Source organism: Blautia sp. AM42-2 (assembly GCF_003480245.1).
In the GTDB taxonomy this organism is placed as follows: domain Bacteria; phylum Bacillota; class Clostridia; order Lachnospirales; family Lachnospiraceae; genus Fusicatenibacter; species Fusicatenibacter saccharivorans.
In genome coordinates this window covers 221,857-242,437 of sequence record NZ_QUIM01000003.1, presented here as the reverse complement: position 1 = coordinate 242,437, position 20,581 = coordinate 221,857, and the positions used below count along the sequence as shown (strand labels likewise).

The window sequence follows — 20,581 nt, the reverse complement described above, 5'->3', positions numbered from 1 at the left end:
CCTTACCTCCTTATGTATTTTGCAAAAAACTTCATTTCCTGTTTGAAAAATAAAAGGCTTATTCCAAATAAAATAATACCAATCACAATGCAATATAGAACTGCATGAATAACCCAACTTTCAACGGTTATATTTGTGAATGGGAGCATTCGATGACAGATAACGAATCCTATAACCGAACCAACAGAAAACAGAAACAACTTTCTATAAAAAATACTTTGCACTCTTTCAGGAACAATTCTGCTTGTATAATAGACATGAAAGATCATACGGTAGGTCATTCCCACTATTGTTCCGATTGCTACACCAATCAGACCAAATTTTCTTACAAGTACAACAGATATCACAATATTAAGAATTGCTTCGATATAGGCCGGCAAAGTAATTTCTTTAAATTTATTAGCCGTATAAGCCAGATTCAAATGTGGAAGCTTGACCAAATACAACGCTTCCGATATAACAAGGAGAACTCCAAATAAGGGTTGATTATAATCTGTATCTACAATCCCCTTTGTATAAAGTAATACAAACGGAGTAATTAAAAGTGCCGCCACAGTGAAAAGAGAAAAAACCAAAACAAAAACAACATATTCATATATATCGAGTTTTTGATTTAGCTCTTTCCAATCTTTTCTAGCATAAGCCTGTCCTATTGTATGTGAAATACCAGACAGACAAGACTCTATCAATTGTTTAATTCCTTTGCTTACAAGGCAGTACACGCTATAAATTGAAACTATTTTAAGACTCGCTAAAAAAGTAAGTACGGTAATATCAGTGCTATTGTGAATAAATGCAGCTAGATTAATTGCAAATCCATTCCATCTGGATTGAATAAGAGAATTATCAGGTTCAACTTTCCAATTTATTCTATAATTCTTTTTTGCATACTTTCCAAAAATTAAAGGTTGAAGAATAAATAAGAATCCGCTTATTAATTTCAGAATATGTATGCTTGGGTAAACACATACCGAAATCAAGGCTATCACAACATTGCAAATCACTATCAATGTTTGTGTAAAATTAACAATATATCCCTTTTTATCCGCGTTCAGAATTGTTTTAAGTGTTAACGAAAACATGTATTGAATCAGCAATGTCAAGGAAAGAATCAGCGTCAATGAACACACATAAGAAAATTTGAATTCTGTCTTAAAATATAAAGGATATGCAATTGATAGAATCACAGAGTAAGCGATAAACAATGCCCCAATTTTTTTATAGAAACGGTCAGCCGTCACTAGAACCGAGGATATTTTATAGTTATCATGGTCAACAATTGGCTTATATAAATTTGCAATAATGACTCCTGTAATTCCTCCCTCCACTAGTGTTATATAACTTAGAAATTGATTCAATGACGAAACCAATCCATTCACTTCTGAACCAAAATAAATAAGAATAATCTTTGGAAGAACAAAGCCACTTACAAGTGTAAAAAACTGTAAAATCAATCCAGAAATCATATTTAATAATGTCGTCTTATTCTTCATTCTTCTTTACTCTCCATGCTACGACTCCATGATTAACCCTATTTTCCTCCGGCGGAAGCTCCATATAGTTTCCATATATACGCTTAAGGTACTTGTCATAGTCCTCAAACCCTTTTACACATACGGTTTCAAATTTATAGTCAACCAGATTATCAAATAAATTTCGTGGAACACTCTTCTTTCCCCACGTTAAATCTTCTACCCATTCTGATGTGTTCACATCATACTTTGAACAGATCTTTATGTAATATTTTTCAAAATTCTTTTTTGAAATGAATCCAGTAAGAAAATTCACTGTTTTCAGTGCAAAAAAATGCTTTCTATTTTTCTTGTCAATTGTTAGATCATCTCTTCTATAATGAAATATTTTTCTTAAAAGCATAATATATCGTTGATATAAATTTGATTGTCTGCATGGCATTCCGTCAAATGGAAATACATCAATCCAGAGATTAACTGGTTTTTCCTCCATATTCTCTTTAACCAGAATATTTTTATTGTATATCTTTAAGAAGGGCCATTGCCCATTTTCCAGTTCAATTCCCACTCCAAACAATTCTTCATTTAGACAATTAGAATTCTTCCTTAATAAATTTAACAATTTATTATATTCCGGACGCAGCATTCCAATATCAATATCGTCATCCCACGGAATGAATCCCCCATGGCGTATGCACCCCAACATAGTTCCGGACATAATCGAATATTGAATGTTATTTTTTTTCAAAAACATATCTATTTCACGCAAAGAATTCAAAAGTTCTGTCTTTATCTCATCACTTGTCAGATAATCCATTCTATAATTTTCTCCATTTTCTATTTCATAAATATGTATGGCACCGTTTGATGTGTTCCTGATAATACAAAATAAAACCACCAATAAAACATATAGTATAGTATAATAATCGGCCGAATTATTACTCCACTTTTTATTGGCTTTAACGCACTCATCGCCCGTGGTATTACAATTACATCAAAAATCGCAAAGTATAAAGCAATTCTTCCACCATAACCACTTACACTGGTAAACTGTGAGAATAAAACTGCATATACTTCCATAACTAAGAAGAAAGAAACATCTCCTCCCTGATCTCTTAAATATCTAAAACCCCAAATGATTAGAATAATTTGAGGCACACGAATTAAAAGCTGATTTGGCATAAATGAAAGCTTACCAGTAACATAGCTTAAATACTGTCCAAATCCAAACGATGATAACGCTGACACAATTACAGACATCGATAGCATTCCGGCCAATCCTATTCCTACTGCTATCACCATTCTCGGTGTTTCATTTCTCTTGCTGATATTGTTTCCAGTAAAGCTTAATTTAGTTCCCTTAACAATATAATCGTATAAAAGATAAATTAGCAATATCAGCAATGAACTTGTGTGGAATAAGAACGCTATGAACACACAAATAAATGCGTTTTTCTTTTCCTCATTTCTCCAATATTCGAAACCTAGAACTCCCAAAGACATAGCGATTGACTGACGCATCATATTCATCGAGGGATTATAAAAGGCCATACAAAAGACAAACATCGCCATCCAAAGGTTTGTCTGTTTATCTTTTCTAACAGCGATATATAGTGGCAAAATCACACACAATTCCAAAATGGTTTGGACGCAATACAATGAGCCCGTAATTTTTGTCACAATCAAAACTAACAGCGGAAATAAAGGTTCCATATCTTTCACATAATCCGTTGTCCATGTAAAAGCATGAAAGGATGAATTCAAGTATTCTCCAAGACTATGACTTTTTTTTGCTGCCTCAAAAATAGGCACCAAATAAACTCTTGTATCTGTACCAATACTTTCCGCTCGCAGGCCAGCTAGCAAGCACAATGTTATAACTGCTACAAAAACAACGGGTTTTCTTTGTGTAAATTTCACTCGATCAGAAAGTGCAAAAAGACCTATCGAAATCATAAATACAATAATATATGGTGTCATCTCTTTTTGCCTCCCCTCTTTACGCCTTCCACTTCCTATTTCTCGCAACGACAACTTTAAGTGCTATTCTATTTCCAAATAATGATATCGCAGCAAAAGCCCGTAATCTCTTTGGGGCATTACCATCTTTTAGCACATTCATCCGATGCGATTTCAATACACTCTGAATGCGTTTATTCTGAAACTCTGAAAGCTGTGGATTTCTCGCAGCAATATCATATACAACATTTATATATTGAGTCGACAGTGCGTTATCAAATTGTGTTTTTCCTTTTACCGCTCTTGCAATATCATCGATAGCATCCAAAGCTTCTAAATGCTTTTCCTTATATCCAGAAACGACGATGCTTCCCTCATCGCGATAATAGTAAAAATAACCATCAAATCCCACATAGGTTACATTTTCACTCTTCAAAATTGTTTTATAGATTGTAAAGAGATCTTCAGAGAATTTTCCATATGGGAATTCAACATCTGTAAACAGACTTCTTTTAAAAAGTTTTCCACATGCAGACGTGCCAAATGGTGTACCATATAGCATCCGAATCAAAGCATCTTCATTTTTGTAACTGGACACTTTCCAATCTATTACAGTATTTTTATCATCGCGTCTGCTCGTCCTCTTCATATTTGCAATAGCTATATCAGAATTGTTCTCTGACATAGCTTCAAAAAGAATTTTCACAAAATTCTTTGAAATATAGTCGTCACTGTCAACAAAAGTAATTAAATCTCCTGTTGCAACTTTCATTCCAGCATTTCTGGCATCAGACAAACCACCATTTTTCTTATGAACAACCTTGATTCTGCCGTCCATTGCTGCATAGTCATCGCATATTTTTCCACATAAATCTGGAGACTCGTCATCAACTAAAATCACTTCAATATTCTTATATGTTTGGGAAAGAATCGAAGCAACGCACTCTTTCAGGTAAAGTTCCACATTATATATCGGCACAACTACACTTACTAGTGGCATCTTATCTCTAACTATCTTATTTTCCGTCATGGCATAATACTTCCTGGTATATATTCTTCATAGCTGCAATAGACTTGGATACATCAAATTCTTTTGCTTTTTCTTTACAAGCAATTACCATCTTGGCTCTTTCTTCTGATGGCAAATTCACTATTTTTTCAATGGCGTCTGCAAATTGATGTGCATCGTATGGGTCGCAAAGATATCCTGTTTTTCCGGGAATTACATATTCTCTTATCCCCTGTACATCAGATCCCACAACAGGTACACCTGATGCAAGTGCCTCCACTCCCGTCATTCCAAATCCTTCTCTTACGGATGGGATGACAGCAACATCTGCACATGCATTTATCTCTGGAATATCAAGTCTGTGTCCTGCCAAGAAGATCCTGACTCCTAATTTAGAGGCTGTTTCTTTGAGTTCTTCCTCAATTGTTGAATTAACAACTGCTCTTCCGCAAATTACAAATACATACTGTTCTTTTCTATCAAGCATACCCAATGCTTCTATTATAATCTTCTGGTTTTTTCTTGATGATAATTCACCTACAGACAAAACCATATGGTCTTTTGGCTCTACACCAAATGACGCTCTATACTCGTCTCTATTTATTCTTAAATTAGAAAACCTATTACTATCTAAACCAACGCTCGGAATAATATAAACTTTAGGACAATGCATTCTTTTTGCGTTGTTATAATCTTCATGATTTATTGTAATAATAGCATCACAGAATCTTGACATTAGCTTTTCAGCGTTAAAATAAACAATCCAGTTTTTTTTCGATGACTTGTCTGTGAATGTAAATCCATGTGTTGTATATATAACTGTTGTCCCAGTCTTTCTATATTTCTTTGCTGCCATTCTGGTCAAAATACCAACAATAGGTGTATGACAATGAATCAAATCATATTCTTCATTCACTACTTTTTTTAATTGTTTATACGCAATTACATTATCTCTTGATAAAGGATTTTTAGTATCAAAATCTATTTGAAAAAAATCTATCTTCATTTTTTTCAATTTTTCAACTTCAACTGCGTCACTTCCATCTGGCATACGTGCATTCATTGCTACTGAAACTGTATACCCCATTTCTTGCAAAGTTTTTATATCATTCCATAGAAAAGTCAAAAAGCCTGCTAAATTTACAACAATAAGTGCCTTTTTCATTCTACTCTCCGTGTTTTCGTTGTGCTTTTTCATAAATCTTCATCAACTTGTCATAATGTCCATTGGGAGTGTAGCACTCCTCAAACATATCAAATGAGTCTTTTTTCATTTGGTCATATCGAGCCCTTGATATTTTTTCAAATTTATTTATGCACCCAGATAATTCTTCAATGCATCCGCTAGTAAATAGCTCTCCATTCTTTCGAACCAGCTCTGGTATTCCTCCAATGTTGGCGCCGATAATCGGTCTTCCAACCTGTAAAGCTTCTATCGCTGAATAAGGTCCATTTTCGTACCATTCAGACGGAAGAACTACAGCTCTAGCATTTCCAACAATGTCAATCAATTCTTGACCACTTTTAAATCCTAGCAATTTTATATTGTATAGTTCTCTGCTCGAAATATATCTTTCAATTTCTCCTTTAAGCGGTCCAGAACCAACTATATACAAATTAGCATTAACATTCTCAATCGCCTTTATAAGCGTCAGTATACCTTTCTCTTCAGATAGTCTTCCAAAATAAAGATAGTATTTTTCTTGATCTTCTCTATCATTGACTGTAGGTACTTCTCTATCCAAAAAATTGGGAATGTGAACTAATCGATTAGGCTGAACTCCAAATTCCTCAAATTTGGTCTTATAAAATTCACTCGGTGTTATAATATAGTCAATTGCATCATAAGATTTTCTCCACTTATGTAAATAACCTTCCACGGTATTAATGCAACTTTTTGAAAAAGAATCTTTCACACATTTATTCAATGCACAATGGTACATATGACCGTCTTTACAATCTTCACAAACATGACCATGATGCATCATTTTATAATTCAAACACACCATTTTTAGGTCATGTGCAGTATATACCGTTGGAAGATTATACTTTTTGCATACATCTAAGATTGATGGTGATAATTGATGTTGAAAGATATGTAAATGGACAATATCTGGTTTGGTTTTTATTACCAATTCTTCAAATTTTCTCTTAGCTTCTTGGGAATAGATAATATTAATCCCCATTTTCAACTTGTTAATAAGCGAAGTGCTCCCTGAATAGTCAACATTATCCACAAAATAATCAGCATATTTAGATTCAAAATTTTTCTTATCTTTCATTGAAAAATCAATTACTATATGACCTTCTTTTTCAAGTTTCCTTTTAAGAGCGAAATAATAGGTCTCGCTCCCTCCCTTTATATAAAAGAATTTATTTACCATTAATATTTTCATTGCTTATTTCCCCACAAACACATCTTCATACTGCCCACATATCTTATCCCATGTGTACTCTTCTGCCACACGCTTTTTGGCTTTCCGTCCCATCTCTGCAATTTCATCAGCATTCATCTGATCCGTCTTATCGACCAACTTTGCAAGACTCCCCGGCTTGCGGCTCCAATAAAGAGCACAATCCTCTGCGACTTCTTTATTAAAGCCAACATCAACCAGCAGGTTTAAATCTGTACTGCCGAGAGCTTCAATCAGAGACGGGTTCGTACCACCAACCGTATGACCGTGGAAATAAGCATAGGCATTCTCACGAATCTTCTTCAGCAGTTCCTGATCGTAAACAGTGCCGACAAATTTGATTCTCTTATCACTCTTGAAATGAAGTTTTTCCTCAAGCTCATTTAAGAACTTTTCATTCACATTCGTAATAATCGCAAAGTTCTTTTTGCTCTTGCTTTTCATGAACTCCCGAATCATAACTTCAAAAGAGTTCTCCGGTACAAAACGACCGACGACAAGGTAGTAGTCCTTTTTTGTCAGTCCTTTTTCTCTATACCAGTTCATCAGCTTCTCATCGTCATCAGCCAACTTACTAAGGGTCAGATCTGCACCATACGCAATAAATGTAGTCTTCGGATTTCTGCCTTTGATGCCTTTTCCGTCATAACACTCGTGGATATACTTCTCGATATTCACTGAGTCACAGATAGCAAGATCACAGTATTTGACCATCATCTGCTCAGAAATCTTCCAGTATTTCCGAATCGGTGCAGACCACTTTGCTCTCATCCATTCGTGTCCGTCCGGATTCAGGTACACAGTACCACCCAGCTTATGGATTTCTTTATAGAAATGACCAGCAAAGGGTCCGATACGGCAAGCCATGATATAAACGATTGGATGCTTAATCCGATGTTCTTTTATGTACTTACAGCAAGCCTTCAATGCCGCAACATCATAATAAATTGCCTGTGCCGGTCCAATCTGAGGAATATCTATCTTAAAACAATGTGCATTGTGGAATTCGAACTCATGATCATTGATTCTGGTCACACCATCCACTTTTGTTTCATCCATGTAACCGTCACCGTTAGCCTTACACGCCACATGATATTTAATATTTTTCTTATTCTGGTGGTACTCTGTGAGCTTATAAACAAAAGTCTCGTATCCGCCATATGCACCTAAGCTCTTAGCTCCTACCAGAAATACGTGTTGTACTGCGTTTTCCCGCTGCATTTTTCCTACCCCTGTGTTCTTAAAATTTAAAAGTATCCTTCAGCCCAAGCCACTTCTGGTCCTTATCACTCAAATTCAGTGCCGTACCATCTTCCAGCGTGTATCCCTCTGCACTTGCACTACCCTTGTATTCGCCCTTCAACTCCGGCCATTCAATGCCGATCTCCGGGTCGTTCCAAGCCATGCCACCTTCATCATTCGGATGCCAGAAGTCATTGACTTTGTAGCAAAACTCTGCTTCATCACTCAGAACCAGGAAGCCATGTGCAAAGCCTTCCGGGATGAGGAACTGCTTCTTGTTCTCAGCAGACAGGGTCACCCCATACCATTTGCCATATGTCTCAGAATTACTTCTGAGGTCAACAGCAACATCGAACACAGTACCACGCACAGCGCGTACCAACTTGCACTGCGGATACTGCTTCTGGAAGTGCAGACCACGCAGCACCCCCTTTGTGGACATAGACTGGTTGTCCTGCACAAAGTGGATGTCAATGTCAGCTTCCTTCATATCTTTCTCATTGTAGGTTTCCATAAAATAGCCACGAGCATCACCGTGCACAGCAGGATCGATAACACAAAGACCCTCGATGCCACCTACATTTTTCTCAACTTTAATCTGTCCCATTTTCTCTATCTCCTCTTACTGCTCGATTTCTTTCAGGTATCGGCTCAGTGCATCCTGCCAAGTCGGAAGCGGAGTAAATCCTGCTTCCACCAGCTTGCTCTTATCTAAACGACTGTTGAACGGACGAGCTGCCTTGCTCAGACCATACTCTGCCGTAGTCACCGGCAGGACTTCCGTCTTATATCCAGCCTGACGATAGATTTCCTTTGTGAAATCATACCAACTGATATAGCCACCCTCGTTAGTCGCATGGTAATAGCCGTACTTCTCGGTTTCATTCATATCAACAAGCAGTCGAGCCAAATCATATGTATAGGTCGGTGTGCCAATCTGGTCATTAACCACGCGGACAGTAGCGTGCGTCTTGCCGACATTCAGCATGGTCTTAATAAAGTTCTTACCATTCAAACCGAATACCCATGCGATACGGACAATGAAATACTTCTTCAGCGTCTGGCTGACTGCCAGCTCACCTTCCAGTTTCGTCTGGCCGTATACATTCAAAGGCTTGTAATCTTTGCAGTCCGGCTGCCAAGGCTCTGTGCCCTGACCGTCAAACACATAATCCGTGCTGATGTAGGTCATTTTGCAGTCCAGTTTCTTGCAGACATCTGCAATGTTCTGAGTGCCGCCAGCATTGATGGCACGGACTTTTGTGACTTATGGCCTATTAAAACAGCATTTAGCCTTAGTCCAATAATATCATGTACATTCTAGCTTATTTGCTCCAGCTTGTAAACATTATGAAGCAACTTTTTTCACAGAATGTCGAATTTTTTCCTATTTGTTTCTTTTATCATTACCATTATTTTACATAATCTCTATTCGCACAAAAAAAGGATTAGCAGCCTTTCGAAAATGACACGTTCCTAATCCCCTTTTATTTTCCTATCCTATTCCATTTCTTTCCTTCTCAAAATATCAAACCTATCCAATTCCACGCCAAGATCAATCCACAATTTCTGCTTCGGATGCGGCGCACTCTCCATCTGGTTCCCTTCATCATCCCAGATCCCCTTCACCGTAACGCAGACATTCTCCCCATCCGGTTTCATCACTTCAATCTCTTCCCCAACCGAAAACTTATTCCTCTGCTCAATCGCATATCTGCTTTTTTCATTCTTCTCCCCAACAATCCCCAGATACGTATACTCCTTCACATACGTATTACTATCATAAATCTGGCTCTCATGATCCGGCTTCCCATAGAAAAATCCCGTCGTAAACTGCCTGTACGTACAGTTCGAGATCTGATCCCGATACCACTCCATATTCTCCTCATACTTCTTAGGGCTCTCCAGATAATCATCAATTGCCTTCCGATACGTCCTTGCCACCGTCGCCACATACAGCGCCGTCTTCATTCTTCCTTCAATCTTATAACTGTCAATCCCCGCATCCAACAAATCCGGGATATGCTCAATCATACAAAGATCTTTCGAGTTAAAGATATACGTCCCTCTCTCATTCTCATACACCGGCAGATACTCCCCCGGTCTGGACTCTTCCACGACCGCATACTTCCACCGGCACGGATGTGTACAAGCCCCCTGGTTCGCATCTCTTCCCGTGAAATAATTGGACAGCAGACATCTTCCCGAGTACGAAATACACATCGCCCCATGAATAAACGTCTCGATCTCCATCTCCTCCGGAATATGCTCCCGAATCTCTTTGATCTCCGCCAGCGACAGCTCCCGCGCTGTCACGACGCGCTTCGCCCCCTGTTCATACCAGAACTGATACGTTCCGTAGTTCGTATTATTCGCCTGTGTACTGATATGCCGCTCAATCTCCGGGCACACTTCCATCGCAATCCGATACACTCCCGGATCCGAAATAATGAGTGCATCCGGTCCAATCTCTTTCAATTCGGCAAAGTAAGCCCGCACACCCTCCAGATCCTGATTATGTGCCAGAATATTCGCGGTGACATACACTTTCACTCCATGCTCATGCGCAAACTCCACACCTTCTTTCATATCTTCCATCGAAAAGTTCTTCGCCTTCGCCCTAAGTCCGAAGACTTCGCCTCCAATATATACGGCATCTGCGCCGAAGATCACTGCTACTTTTAATACTTCCAGACTGCTGGCTGGAACCAGTAATTCCGGTTTTCTCATGTTGTTTCCTCTCTCTTCTCATGGCTTTTCATCGTGATCGCGATTCCATCTCCCAGCGGCACGACCGATGTCAGCAGCCCTTCTTTGTGTGTCAGTTCAAATAAGTATTCCCGCATCCGTTTGTGGATCGTGCGGTTCCGGCGTTCCACGACGAAGCGGGATTCGATGACGTCGCCGTCCTGCAGCACATTGTCGGTGATCAGCACGCCTTTTTCGTCGAGCAGGCGCAAAACCTCCGGCAGAAAATGAATGTACTGTCCCTTAGCCGCATCCATAAAGATAAAGTCATACGGCCCGTCCAGGGTTTTTAAGACTTCGGCGGCATCTCCCGGAATCAGGGTAATACGGTCGGCAAAGCCGGATTTTTCGAAGTTCTCCCGTGCGATCGGGATGCGTTTTTCGTAATTTTCTATTGTGGTAATCTCTGCGTCCGGTTCGCCGTACTGTGCCATGAAAACAGCAGAGAATCCTACGGCAGTTCCTACCTCCAGGATTCTCTTTGGCTGTTTCATCTTTAAGAATACTTTTAAAAAGCTCTGCATTTCACGGCGAATGATCGGCACTTTTGTCTGTTTGGCCGTCCGCTCCAGATTTTCCAGAAACGGGGTGTGGCCGGTGTCCAGGGAATTGATGTAGGTTACCATTCGTTCGTCTATTATCATGTAAGATTCCTCTTGTTTTGCAAACGTGCGTTATTCCGCGGACGGCTGTCCTTCGGTGTTGACGCCCGCCAGAATTTCCAGCATTTCATCGACGGTCTGTGCGGTGTTCAGCACGTAGGAACCGTCCTTGATGCCGCCGTAGTAGCCGGACAGGCGGTACTGGACTTCGAAAACCAGAAGGCTTTCGTCGATCAGTCCGTTGTCTTTCAGGAGTTCGCCAAGTTCTTTCGCCTCCATGCCGGAACGCACCTGTACGGTGACTTCCTTTCCTTTTCCTCTGGATGCGACTGGCTCCTCGGCAAACACGTCATGTCCAAACTGATATGAAGTTTTCGCTGCCAGAATGATCACAAGAATCACGCAGACGTAAATGAGCAGGCGCACGGTTCCTTTCGCACCTGTCAGCGCTGCGCGGTATCCGGCATCCCTTTTCTTTTCGGACATGGGCGCTCTCCTTTTGATTTTCGGTTTTAGATTTCCGGTACTCCGATGCGGATTGCCTCTGAAATGCAGTCCTGCACCTTCTGTACCATCTTACAGACCTCAAGCTCCGCCTCAAGATAAGCGTTTGCCTTCTCGCTTTTGCGGAGTGCGTAGGAATCCCGCTCCAGGGAATCTACCGCATCGTAAAGGTCTACGTTTTCGGACTGCTGCAGTCGGTAGTTGCGGATTCGATAGTCGTCGACCCGGCTTTTTAAGTCCGGGTCTTTTTCAAGTTCCTCTTCCATCCACAAGTAATTCTGATATGCCCTGCTCTCCCTCATTTCTTCGATGAGCGCATCCAGACATTCTGTTACTTTGTCCATGGTATTTATGCCTCCATGATGATTGGAAGGATCATCGGTCTTCTCTTTGTTTTCTTCCATACATAATCGCCGAGGGCATCTTTGATCGTGGATTTGATCTTGCCCCAGTCGGAGATATTTTTGGAAAGGCAGCCATCCAGTGCCTCTTCTACAACTTCTCTTGCCTCGCCCATCAAATCCTCGGATTCGCGTACATAGACGAAACCGCGGGATACGATGTCCGGGCCGGCCAGAAGCTGGTTCGTTCTCTTTTCGAGAGTCAGTACAACGACCATGATTCCGTCCTCGGACAGATGCTGGCGGTCACGCAGGACGATATTTCCTACATCACCAACGCCGAGTCCGTCGACCATGATGGCTCCGGTGTGGACTTTGCCAGTTACTGCTGCGCCGTCCTCATCGAGTTCCATGACATCACCGGAATACATGAGGAAGATGTTCTCTTTCGGGATGCCGAGGCTCTGTGCTACTTCTGCGTGTGCTTTTAAGTGGCGGTATTCGCCGTGTACCGGGATCGCGTATTTCGGTTTTACCAGGGAGTAGATCAGCTTGATTTCCTCCTGGCAGGCATGTCCGGATACGTGAACGTCCTGGAATACGACGTTGGCACCCTGTGCAGACAGTTCGTTGATGACGTTCGAAACGGCTTTTTCATTTCCCGGGATCGGGTGGGAACTGAAGATCACGGTGTCGCCCGGCAGGATCGAGATCTTTTTGTGCAGGTGTGCCGCCATACGGGACAGTGCTGCCATGGACTCGCCCTGGCTTCCGGTAGTGATCAGGACAAGCTGCTCGCCGGTGTAGTTTTTCATCTGCTCCACATCGATCAGGGTATTTTCCGGGATATTGATGTAGCCCAGCTCCTGCGCGATGGAGATGATGTTGACCATACTGCGGCCTTCGATGACAACTTTACGGCCGTATTTATAAGCAGAGTTGATGATCTGCTGCACACGGTCGACGTTCGATGCGAAGGTTGCGATGATGATTCGGGAATTCTGATGCTCGGCAAACAGGCCGTCGATCGTCTTTCCTACGGTCCGCTCGGACATGGTAAAGCCAGGCCGCTCTGCATTGGTACTGTCGCACATCAGTGCCAGAACGCCTTTCTTTCCGATCTCTGCGAATCTCTGCAGGTCGATGACATCACCAAAGACTGGTGTGTAGTCGACTTTGAAGTCTCCGGTGTGGACGATGATGCCAGCCGGGGAGTAGATTGCCAGTGCTGCTGCATCTGCAATACTGTGGTTTGTTTTGATAAACTCAATGCGGAATGCGCCCAGGTTGATGGACTGTCCGTGTTTGATGATTTTCCGTTTTGTGGTGCGGAGCAGGTTGTGCTCCTTTAATTTGTTTTCGATCAGGCCAATCGTCAGTTTGGTGGCGTAGACCGGCACGTTCACTTCTTTTAAGATGTAAGGCAGGGCTCCGATATGGTCCTCGTGGCCGTGGGTGATGACGAAGCCTTTGACTTTGTCGATGTTTTCTTTCAGATATGTTACATCCGGGATGACCAGGTCGATACCGAGCATGTCGTCTTCCGGGAATGCAAGTCCGCAGTCTACGACGATGATACTGTCTTCATACTCAAAGACGGTGATGTTCATACCGATCTGTTCCAGACCGCCAAGCGGTATAATTTTTAATTTACTTCCATTATTCTTTTTCAAATAGCACCTCCGCGCATGTTTTCCAAACGATTCCGTTACCGGTACGGCTTCACGCACGCATCCCCTGAGCGTCACTTCAGGCTGATGGAGCATGTCCCGCACCTGCAGGATTTGCCCTTTAAAGCGCTGTCCCGGTCCCGCTTCGTCTGCGTCCCGGTATGGCTTCAAAACGGCTGGTTCAATAGGTGATGTCTGCCTCGTCATCCAACATGGAAGCAAATACGCCGGAAACGGCATCGAATTCGGTGTCGTCTTCTACCATAACATACTCTGCCTCTGCGTCGGTGTCGGTGGAGATATCCTTCAGAATATAGGCATTTGCCTCGTCGTCCTTTGAATCGGATACCAGAATATAGTTGACTCCGTTGATTCTGGTCTGCTCCTCCACGTAAAATTCTTCTTTGCCGCCATCATCTGTTACAAATGTTATTTTTTCCATACAATATTCCTTTGTTCAGTTTTCCTGTGATTCCTTCTGATGGGAAAGATAGTCCAGATATCCCTGCAGGATAAAAACAGCTGCAATCATATCTACGTACTCCTTGCGGTTTTCCCTGCGGATTCCGGTTTCCATCATGGTGCGGTCTGCTTCGACCGTTGTCAGCCGCTCGTCCCACATAACAACGGGCAGACCTGTCCGTCTCTCCAGCATTTCTTTGAACTCGAGAGATTTTTCGGCCCGCTCTCCGATGTCGTTGTTCATATGTTTCGGGAAGCCGAGTACGATTTTTTCCACGCCGTACTCTTTTGCTATCTCTTCAATCCGGGCCAGCGTCTGACGCAGCTTATTCTCCGATTTTCTGCGGACAATTTCGATTCCCTGCGCAGTAAGACCCAGGGCGTCGCTGACTGCCACCCCTACTGTTTTTGAGCCGTAATCTAATCCCATTATTCTCATAGTAATTACGCTCACTTCCAGGATTCATTTTTGATGTACTCTTTTAACAGTTCCTCTACCAGCTCGTCACGCTCTACTTTCATGATCAGACTTCTGGCTCCCTTAAAGCTTGTGATGTACGTCGGGTCGCCTGACATGATATAGCCTACGATCTGGTTGACTGGATTATACCCTTTTTCTACCATGGCGTTGTAAACGGTTTCGAGTACCTCTTTTACCTGAATCTCCGGCTCTGTTTTTACTTTAAAATATTGTGTGTTACTTAATCCTGACATTCTTTTCACGTCCTCGTATTTATTGATATCATTTATATTCTAATACATGTTATGGGAAATTTCAATCGTGAAATTGCCCAACTATTTGAATGTTACAGTTCACTGCATCTCAGCGAACTGTAACATTCAAAGCCCGCATGGAAAATTTTGCTTTGCGAAGGGGCGGCAGCTATTTCTGATGTTATTTTATCCCTGAAAACGCCGCATTATTCATATGAATTGGAAGTAAAAATCATTTCCAGGATTCTCTGGGCACAGGCGGTCAGGTCTTTTTCCTCGAGATACTGGTCATTTTCGGCACTCAGCGCATCCAGGATTTCGCGGCGGTCGGTGTCGGTTCCCGGCATCACAAGATCATTTCCGGCGGCGATGCATTTTGCGGCGGAGGAGCCTCCGTCGGCGTTTGTTGTGGTCCAGTCGGTCATGATGATGCCGGCAAAGCCCCATTCCTTTCTTGCAGCGGTTGTGCACAGATCATAGCTGTTGGCGGTGTGGACACCGTTTACCTTGTTGTAGGATGTCATAATTGCCTTTGGCTGGGATTCTTTGATTGCAATTTCGAAGCCCTTCAGATAGATCTCACGCAGAGCGCGCTCGGAGACGATGCTCGATACGCCGCGGCGGTTTTCTTCCTGATTGTTGCAGGCGTAATGTTTGATGGTCGTTCCGACCCCGTACCGGCTCTGGACGCCTCTTGTGAGGGCTGCCGCCATTTTTCCGCTGACAAGCGGATCCTCAGAATAATATTCGAAGTTGCGTCCGCAGAGCGGATTGCGGTGGATGTTCATGCCGGGTGCAAGCCAGAGGGTCACGCCGAACTCCTCCAGCTCTGCGCCGATCATGCGGCCTACTTCCTCGAGAAGCTCTGTGTCGAATGTCTGCGCCAGAAGCGTTCCGACCGGGATCGCACTGCAGTACTGATAATAATCTTCTCCGTCGTCGTGAAGGAATTCTGTTCCGAAAATGCGGTTCTCGAGACGCTGATACATGTTCATTTTGTAAACACTGCCGTCCGACGGATTTTTCTGATAATGGGAGGTGATGCGGATGCCTGCCGGCCCGTCAGCCAGAATGACATTGGCAACACCGTATTTTTCCAGCAAGGAGGCGGTTGTCTCCCCGGCTGCACCCGGTACGGTAACGGCAGCGGCTCCGATGATTTCTTTGCTTCCGCTGCTGCGGCCGCAGACAAGAGCCGTTTTTTCTTCCGGTGTCAGCTTCTGAGCGAGTTCGGCGGCTTTTTCCATCGCCCTGCGCCGTCTTTCTTCCCATTTCGGCTGTTCTGCTCCACATTTGCAGTTTTCGGCATCCTCTTTCGCTTCTGTTGTTTCTGCTTCAAATTCACAGCCGTTGGCATCGCATTCCTTTGCTTCTGCTGCATTTGTTTCTCCGAATTTCAGAATTTTATACATTTCTTCGGCACTCTTTCCATCGCGGATCAGACCTTTTTCGTCCAGGAACAGCAGCGGGATTTCTGCTTTCTTTTCTTCCCACATCTGCTCCCGTTCTGCTCTCCAGCGCTCCTCTTTTTCCTCTTCCGGCTGAATTTCCTTTAATGCGTCGAGCAGCGGGCAGATGTTGGTCAGATGCTCGGTTTCCACGGTTTTATCAAGTGTCAGTCTCGCAGCCAGGGTTACATCCCGGCTTGAGGTTCCGACCAGAAAATCATAGTCTCCGGCCTCCATACAGTATACGGCTTTGCCTGTCCGGTAGGATTCCAGCAGGACAGTTGGTACCTTAAGGTGCAGTGTCTCGGATTCTCCCGGCTGCAGCAGTGCTGTTTTTCCAAAAGCGACCAGACGTTTTCTCTCTTTTTTCAGTTTTCCAAACGGGCAGGCAGCGTAAATCTGTACAACTTCTTTTCCGGCACAGGAGCCGGTGTTTGTTACTTTTACGGTTACTGTGATTGTTTTTGGCTCTGCATCCGGCTTCCACGCTGCATTTTCTGTTGCTACGTCAAAGGTCGTATAGGACATTCCATATCCGAACGGCTGACGACTCCCACGGGCAAGCCCGTGGGGTTCTTACTACCAAGTTTAGCTTGTAATCGTACATCATTCTCAGACTTTGGAATACAAGTGTAAGTCTATTTGAGTAAGGACTTTTATTGCCGGGCAGTCCTACGACCACATTGACGGCAAATTTCTATCTTTTGATAAGGAAGTATCGTCAATCTCCCTAACGTATTTCATTTATGCTGTTTTTATTCCACTATTTAAAATTTTAATCTGATTCGCCTGAATCCATTCAATTAAGGCTTTTTCCCTCTTGTAATGTTTTTCAAATTCTGTTCTACATTTTGTTTTATTTATCTCTTCTATTTTATCATCGTAACAGTATAGTAAAAATGAGGAATACCAGTCTCGCTGTACCAATGTTCCATCCACTAAATGATACATTCTATCCGACAACTTCTTTTTGACATAAGCATCTGCGGTATGGTCATATTGACTTGCTCTATAATTGCTCGCCACTTCTATATATCTGCCACCAGACACTTCAAATTTCTTTTCTATTGTCGTTTGAAATCCACCAGGGCATCGATTCTTTATTGATTTACCGAAACGCTTTTTCTTGTTAAACTTACCTTTATTGTTTTTCGTAGTCTCTTTCGCTCGTTTCATAAGTTTACTGGCATTTTTAGGCTCTGTAATCAACACATCTCCAAGGCTTCTTAGATAGTTGGCATCTTCATTTATCGCAAGCTGTCTGTTTCTTTCATTAATACGGCATAATTCTGCGTGTTTCGCTTTCAGTCTTTTATAATGATTCGAGTATTTCCAAATCTTTCGACCTTTTTTAATCGTACCATCCTTATTATAATTCTGTGGATTGGTCGCTCGTCTGCTTCTATCCATTGCACAATAATAAATTCTTTCTAATCGCTCGGATTTTTGAATACTGTTCCCTCTTTCGGATAAGTTTTTAAGACCAACCTCCGTATCCGATGTATAAGCAACGGTCTGCGTTCCAATATCCGCACCAATGATACCTTTTCCAAATTTATGCCTTGGATTCCCAAATCTGTCATATTTCGGTTTTGCTTTCCCCTCAATCGTTAAGTGCAAATACACTCTGTATTTCCCACGAATCAACTTTGGTACAAGCGTAGCATAGCAGGGTCTGTAAGTATTGATACAATACGCTTTCTCTGCAAATATCTGGATTGCTTTCTTATCTATTATTTCAGGTTCAGCAAGGTAATCCAAAACAGCGTGAATTTCATCCGATTGAAATCTATCTTTCAGTTGTATTCCAAACGTAGATTTACCAAATTTAAATTGCAATTGATTCTCTTTCACAGAAATTGGAATCCCACGATTCCTTTGTTTGGCTCGAATACAGGGCAACACTCCATATTTAGAAAAGTGGAGTCTCTTACCATTTGCATATAAGCATTTTTCTATCCCTCTCCAAACATCTTCGGCTTTTGTAAGTGCAAATATAGCATCAATCCCATATTTTTTACCGATTGGTATCATAGATGTTCTACAATCATCCCATGTAACATGATATTGCTTTTGCATTTCATTCAGCTGACGGGCAAGTACTTTTCGTTTCTTTTTCTCTTCTGTAGCACCATAAAGTTTCCGTACTTTCCGATACCTTTTCGTACGGATAAGCTGGTCGTAATTCTTTCTCATAAGACCAACCAGTTCATTTCCTGCTTTTCGAATCTTATCAGAAAGAGCTACCACCTTTTGTATATCAGAAAAAGACATATCGGTTTCTACGACCAGGATATGTCTGTCAGAATGTTTATGAAATTGTCTTAGGCTTTTCTTATATTCCTTCTCATTCATGACTTTTCTGTTCCTCTATATACTGCATTACTGTTGCTTCACTTATCTGTCCCACTGTAGATATAAAATATCCCCTCGACCATAAAACACCACATCTTGCATAAAACCGTTTCAGTGTTGGATATGCCTTAAATAATTCAATCGCACTTTTACTTTTGAGTGTTCTAACCACATCGCAGGGAGCGACTGTTTGTGGCACATCTACAAAAATATGGATATGGTCCGGCATTACTTCAAGTGCTTTAATTCTATATCCGTAATCCTCGCATATTTTTTGTAGTATCTGTTTGAGAGTCATATCTGCTTTCCCATGTAATACAGAAAATCTAAATTTTGGACACCAGATAATATGATATTGTATCAGATACTTGCAATGCGAAGCACTATGATAGGGTTTCCTGCTCATCATTCTGTTCTCCTAACTGATACTTTTCCTGAATTCCTCGACGCATTAAATCAAGGAATGTAATTGTTTTCCCTTCCTCAACAGAATAGATACGAGCAATATTTTCCAGTTCTTTTTTCCACTCCATAGGAATTGAAATGTTAATTTGTACATTGTTTGATTTCGGTCTTCCCATGCACTTAACCTCCTTTTTATCTATGCATATATTATACATCTATTCTATGTAAAAACCAAGTAAAAAATATGTGGCTTTCATCCCACAGGCAAACCTATGGGTTTTCGCCACTAATTTATAACCTCTCAGACACGTATACTGTTATCGAAAAGCTTGTAGATTGAATTTTTTCCGCCATTGCCCTATACTAATAACAGATATGTCAACAACGATTAGGAGGATTATAGTTTTATGCATATGCCAGAAATTCAATCTGTTTTAAACGAGAAGAACATCTCTTTTTCTTATGTCGAAGAGGACAACTGCGGAAGCATCGACTTTGAGCACCGCGGTCTGCGGTATCATATCTGGGAATTTGCAGACGATGTGGAGCCGGTCGGCGTGGAGACCAATCTGCGGTATGCAGGGCGCGATGAGGAAATCGAAGGCGATTACGATACGATTCTCGCAGAACATTTAAAGAAAGAATTTTAAGCGATTTCATTTCATTTTTGGGAAAAGATGTGTATTTTATGACGCCAGTTCTTCAACCACAGCTCGAAAAAGTCACGCTGGAACAGTATGAAATGCTTCCAGAAGAGAAACGCTTCGAAGTTTTTGACGGTGTCATCTACGACATGGCAAGCCCTTCGCAGGTTCATCAGGCACTATCCATGCAGCTTTCTACACTCATCAATACTTACATTCTTCGCAAAAAATCATATATTTTCTAACGCTGCCAGAAACAGCTCATAGAAGTCATCTTCCCCTTCAAGCGCCGGGGAATTTTCTCCGCCGCCATTGGTGCTGCGTTTGATTTCTGCGTAAAATTCTTCACCTGCCATGGCAAGATCCATTTCATAGATGGAAACGCCATAGGCATGGCAGATTTCGCAGAATGCGTGGATTGGATTCGGATTTTCCCTTGTCTGAAGCAGTTTTTCACGCAGAATAGAGTCTGCTTTTGCTTTTTTCTGCCAAGCTTTTGCCTGCACTGCAGGGAAGTTCTTTCATCGCCATGATTGCTGTTCTCAGACATCTGCGAGCCGTAACTTTTCTCAATCAGTTCGTTTTTTGTCAA

Annotated in this window: 23 protein-coding genes and 1 pseudogene; 2 read left to right on the top strand and 22 right to left on the bottom strand. The window is 41.8% G+C overall.

The window, feature by feature from the left end; all coding sequences use genetic code 11:
* Positions 1 to 2: 2 nt before the first annotated feature.
* The 21 genes and pseudogenes from DW915_RS06435 to DW915_RS06335 all read right to left on the bottom strand — a co-directional run bounded on the left by DW915_RS06435 (position 3) and on the right by DW915_RS06335 (position 19,521).
* Positions 3 to 1,493 (bottom strand): polysaccharide biosynthesis C-terminal domain-containing protein, encoded by a 1,491-nt coding sequence (locus DW915_RS06435; RefSeq protein ID WP_118741804.1) that lies wholly within the window; start codon positions 1,491 to 1,493, stop codon positions 3 to 5.
* Entirely contained in the window at positions 1,483 to 2,289 is an 807-nt protein-coding gene (locus tag DW915_RS06430) for a LicD family protein (RefSeq protein ID WP_118741803.1), read from the bottom strand. Before DW915_RS06430 ends, DW915_RS06435 begins: the two co-directional genes overlap by 11 nt.
* Positions 2,290 to 2,309: 20 nt before the next feature.
* Positions 2,310 to 3,452 (bottom strand): EpsG family protein, encoded by a 1,143-nt coding sequence (locus DW915_RS06425; protein WP_118741802.1) that lies wholly within the window; start codon positions 3,450 to 3,452, stop codon positions 2,310 to 2,312.
* 19 nt (positions 3,453 to 3,471) lie between these two features.
* The gene (locus DW915_RS06420; RefSeq protein WP_112147843.1) at positions 3,472 to 4,461 is read right to left on the bottom strand and encodes a glycosyltransferase family 2 protein; all 990 of its coding nucleotides are present in this window, start codon (positions 4,459 to 4,461) and stop codon (positions 3,472 to 3,474) included.
* Complete coding sequence (locus DW915_RS06415; RefSeq protein ID WP_158581029.1) at positions 4,448 to 5,605, bottom strand: glycosyltransferase; 1,158 nt, start codon at positions 5,603 to 5,605, stop codon at positions 4,448 to 4,450. The genes DW915_RS06420 and DW915_RS06415 overlap by 14 nt, the downstream gene beginning before the upstream one ends.
* A 1-nt stretch (position 5,606) precedes the next feature.
* Complete coding sequence (locus tag DW915_RS06410; protein WP_112147845.1) at positions 5,607 to 6,836, bottom strand: glycosyltransferase family 4 protein; 1,230 nt, start codon at positions 6,834 to 6,836, stop codon at positions 5,607 to 5,609.
* Positions 6,837 to 6,839: 3 nt separating this feature from the next.
* A complete protein-coding gene (gene cps2T, locus DW915_RS06405) occupies positions 6,840 to 8,075 on the bottom strand; it encodes a beta 1-4 rhamnosyltransferase Cps2T (RefSeq protein WP_118741800.1) in 1,236 nt (411 codons plus the stop codon).
* Positions 8,076 to 8,094: 19 nt separating this feature from the next.
* Entirely contained in the window at positions 8,095 to 8,703 is a 609-nt protein-coding gene (gene rfbC / locus DW915_RS06400; RefSeq protein WP_118741799.1) for a dTDP-4-dehydrorhamnose 3,5-epimerase, read from the bottom strand.
* Between the two features lie 15 nt (positions 8,704 to 8,718).
* Positions 8,719 to 9,357 (bottom strand): annotated as a pseudogene (gene rfbD / locus DW915_RS06395) (dTDP-4-dehydrorhamnose reductase); the annotation flags it as partial.
* A gap of 239 nt (positions 9,358 to 9,596) precedes the next feature.
* Positions 9,597 to 10,826 (bottom strand): peptidase U32 family protein, encoded by a 1,230-nt coding sequence (locus DW915_RS06390; protein ID WP_117509576.1) that lies wholly within the window; start codon positions 10,824 to 10,826, stop codon positions 9,597 to 9,599.
* Positions 10,823 to 11,488, bottom strand: a complete 666-nt coding sequence (locus DW915_RS06385; RefSeq protein ID WP_118741798.1) for an O-methyltransferase — start codon at positions 11,486 to 11,488, stop codon at positions 10,823 to 10,825. The genes DW915_RS06390 and DW915_RS06385 overlap by 4 nt, the downstream gene beginning before the upstream one ends.
* Positions 11,489 to 11,518: 30 nt before the next feature.
* Entirely contained in the window at positions 11,519 to 11,932 is a 414-nt protein-coding gene (locus DW915_RS06380; protein WP_022461074.1) for a hypothetical protein, read from the bottom strand.
* A gap of 26 nt (positions 11,933 to 11,958) precedes the next feature.
* Complete coding sequence (locus DW915_RS06375) at positions 11,959 to 12,294, bottom strand: YlbF family regulator (RefSeq protein ID WP_158568317.1); 336 nt, start codon at positions 12,292 to 12,294, stop codon at positions 11,959 to 11,961.
* A gap of 5 nt (positions 12,295 to 12,299) precedes the next feature.
* Entirely contained in the window at positions 12,300 to 13,964 is a 1,665-nt protein-coding gene (locus tag DW915_RS06370) for a ribonuclease J (protein WP_055218756.1), read from the bottom strand.
* Positions 13,965 to 14,142: 178 nt separating this feature from the next.
* Complete coding sequence (locus tag DW915_RS06365; protein ID WP_022461718.1) at positions 14,143 to 14,403, bottom strand: DUF1292 domain-containing protein; 261 nt, start codon at positions 14,401 to 14,403, stop codon at positions 14,143 to 14,145.
* A 15-nt stretch (positions 14,404 to 14,418) separates the two neighbouring features.
* On the bottom strand, positions 14,419 to 14,862 hold the full coding sequence (ruvX, locus tag DW915_RS06360) for a Holliday junction resolvase RuvX (protein WP_022461717.1): 444 nt from the start codon (positions 14,860 to 14,862) through the stop codon (positions 14,419 to 14,421).
* Positions 14,863 to 14,873: 11 nt separating this feature from the next.
* Positions 14,874 to 15,137: an IreB family regulatory phosphoprotein gene (locus DW915_RS06355; protein ID WP_022461716.1), complete on the bottom strand. Its 264-nt coding sequence runs from the start codon at positions 15,135 to 15,137 to the stop codon at positions 14,874 to 14,876.
* Between the two features lie 206 nt (positions 15,138 to 15,343).
* The gene (locus DW915_RS06350) at positions 15,344 to 17,113 is read right to left on the bottom strand and encodes a glycoside hydrolase family 3 N-terminal domain-containing protein (protein WP_118741797.1); all 1,770 of its coding nucleotides are present in this window, start codon (positions 17,111 to 17,113) and stop codon (positions 15,344 to 15,346) included.
* Between the two features lie 216 nt (positions 17,114 to 17,329).
* Positions 17,330 to 18,940: a hypothetical protein gene (locus DW915_RS06345; protein ID WP_118741796.1), complete on the bottom strand. Its 1,611-nt coding sequence runs from the start codon at positions 18,938 to 18,940 to the stop codon at positions 17,330 to 17,332.
* A complete protein-coding gene (gene tnpA, locus DW915_RS06340) occupies positions 18,933 to 19,346 on the bottom strand; it encodes an IS200/IS605 family transposase (RefSeq protein WP_055228324.1) in 414 nt (137 codons plus the stop codon). Before tnpA ends, DW915_RS06345 begins: the two co-directional genes overlap by 8 nt.
* Positions 19,324 to 19,521: a hypothetical protein gene (locus DW915_RS06335; protein ID WP_055228323.1), complete on the bottom strand. Its 198-nt coding sequence runs from the start codon at positions 19,519 to 19,521 to the stop codon at positions 19,324 to 19,326. Before DW915_RS06335 ends, tnpA begins: the two co-directional genes overlap by 23 nt.
* Positions 19,522 to 19,752: 231 nt before the next feature.
* On the opposite strand from DW915_RS06335, the gene DW915_RS06330 reads away from it, so the two are divergent.
* Together DW915_RS06330 and DW915_RS06325 are read left to right on the top strand one after the other, a co-directional pair.
* Entirely contained in the window at positions 19,753 to 19,995 is a 243-nt protein-coding gene (locus DW915_RS06330) for a hypothetical protein (protein ID WP_022463041.1), read from the top strand.
* Positions 19,996 to 20,033: 38 nt separating this feature from the next.
* Positions 20,034 to 20,234 (top strand): Uma2 family endonuclease, encoded by a 201-nt coding sequence (locus tag DW915_RS06325; protein WP_117509614.1) that lies wholly within the window; start codon positions 20,034 to 20,036, stop codon positions 20,232 to 20,234.
* Here the strand turns inward: DW915_RS06325 and DW915_RS06320 are convergent.
* Positions 20,220 to 20,495, bottom strand: a complete 276-nt coding sequence (locus DW915_RS06320; RefSeq protein ID WP_118666405.1) for a hypothetical protein — start codon at positions 20,493 to 20,495, stop codon at positions 20,220 to 20,222. The two genes, DW915_RS06325 and DW915_RS06320, sit on opposite strands and share 15 nt — an antisense overlap.
* Positions 20,496 to 20,581 lie beyond the last annotated feature (86 nt).

Excerpts from the sequence above, each read along its gene's own strand:
- DW915_RS06435 (WP_118741804.1), bottom strand. The coding sequence starts at position 1,493 with ATGAAGAATAAGACGACATTATTAAATATGATTTCTGGATTGATTTTA.
- DW915_RS06430 (WP_118741803.1), bottom strand. The coding sequence starts at position 2,289 with ATGGATTATCTGACAAGTGATGAGATAAAGACAGAACTTTTGAATTCT.
- DW915_RS06425 (WP_118741802.1), bottom strand. The coding sequence starts at position 3,452 with ATGACACCATATATTATTGTATTTATGATTTCGATAGGTCTTTTTGCA.
- DW915_RS06420 (WP_112147843.1), bottom strand. The coding sequence starts at position 4,461 with ATGACGGAAAATAAGATAGTTAGAGATAAGATGCCACTAGTAAGTGTA.
- DW915_RS06415 (WP_158581029.1), bottom strand. The coding sequence starts at position 5,605 with ATGAAAAAGGCACTTATTGTTGTAAATTTAGCAGGCTTTTTGACTTTT.
- DW915_RS06410 (WP_112147845.1), bottom strand. The coding sequence starts at position 6,836 with ATGAAAATATTAATGGTAAATAAATTCTTTTATATAAAGGGAGGGAGC.
- cps2T (WP_118741800.1), bottom strand. The coding sequence starts at position 8,075 with ATGCAGCGGGAAAACGCAGTACAACACGTATTTCTGGTAGGAGCTAAG.
- rfbC (WP_118741799.1), bottom strand. The coding sequence starts at position 8,703 with ATGGGACAGATTAAAGTTGAGAAAAATGTAGGTGGCATCGAGGGTCTT.
- DW915_RS06390 (WP_117509576.1), bottom strand. The coding sequence starts at position 10,826 with ATGAGAAAACCGGAATTACTGGTTCCAGCCAGCAGTCTGGAAGTATTA.
- DW915_RS06385 (WP_118741798.1), bottom strand. The coding sequence starts at position 11,488 with ATGATAATAGACGAACGAATGGTAACCTACATCAATTCCCTGGACACC.
- DW915_RS06380 (WP_022461074.1), bottom strand. The coding sequence starts at position 11,932 with ATGTCCGAAAAGAAAAGGGATGCCGGATACCGCGCAGCGCTGACAGGT.
- DW915_RS06375 (WP_158568317.1), bottom strand. The coding sequence starts at position 12,294 with ATGGACAAAGTAACAGAATGTCTGGATGCGCTCATCGAAGAAATGAGG.
- DW915_RS06365 (WP_022461718.1), bottom strand. The coding sequence starts at position 14,403 with ATGGAAAAAATAACATTTGTAACAGATGATGGCGGCAAAGAAGAATTT.
- ruvX (WP_022461717.1), bottom strand. The coding sequence starts at position 14,862 with ATGAGAATAATGGGATTAGATTACGGCTCAAAAACAGTAGGGGTGGCA.
- DW915_RS06355 (WP_022461716.1), bottom strand. The coding sequence starts at position 15,137 with ATGTCAGGATTAAGTAACACACAATATTTTAAAGTAAAAACAGAGCCG.
- DW915_RS06350 (WP_118741797.1), bottom strand. The coding sequence starts at position 17,113 with ATGTCCTATACGACCTTTGACGTAGCAACAGAAAATGCAGCGTGGAAG.
- DW915_RS06345 (WP_118741796.1), bottom strand. The coding sequence starts at position 18,940 with ATGAATGAGAAGGAATATAAGAAAAGCCTAAGACAATTTCATAAACAT.
- tnpA (WP_055228324.1), bottom strand. The coding sequence starts at position 19,346 with ATGAGCAGGAAACCCTATCATAGTGCTTCGCATTGCAAGTATCTGATA.
- DW915_RS06335 (WP_055228323.1), bottom strand. The coding sequence starts at position 19,521 with ATGGGAAGACCGAAATCAAACAATGTACAAATTAACATTTCAATTCCT.
- DW915_RS06330 (WP_022463041.1), top strand. The coding sequence starts at position 19,753 with ATGCATATGCCAGAAATTCAATCTGTTTTAAACGAGAAGAACATCTCT.
- DW915_RS06325 (WP_117509614.1), top strand. The coding sequence starts at position 20,034 with ATGACGCCAGTTCTTCAACCACAGCTCGAAAAAGTCACGCTGGAACAG.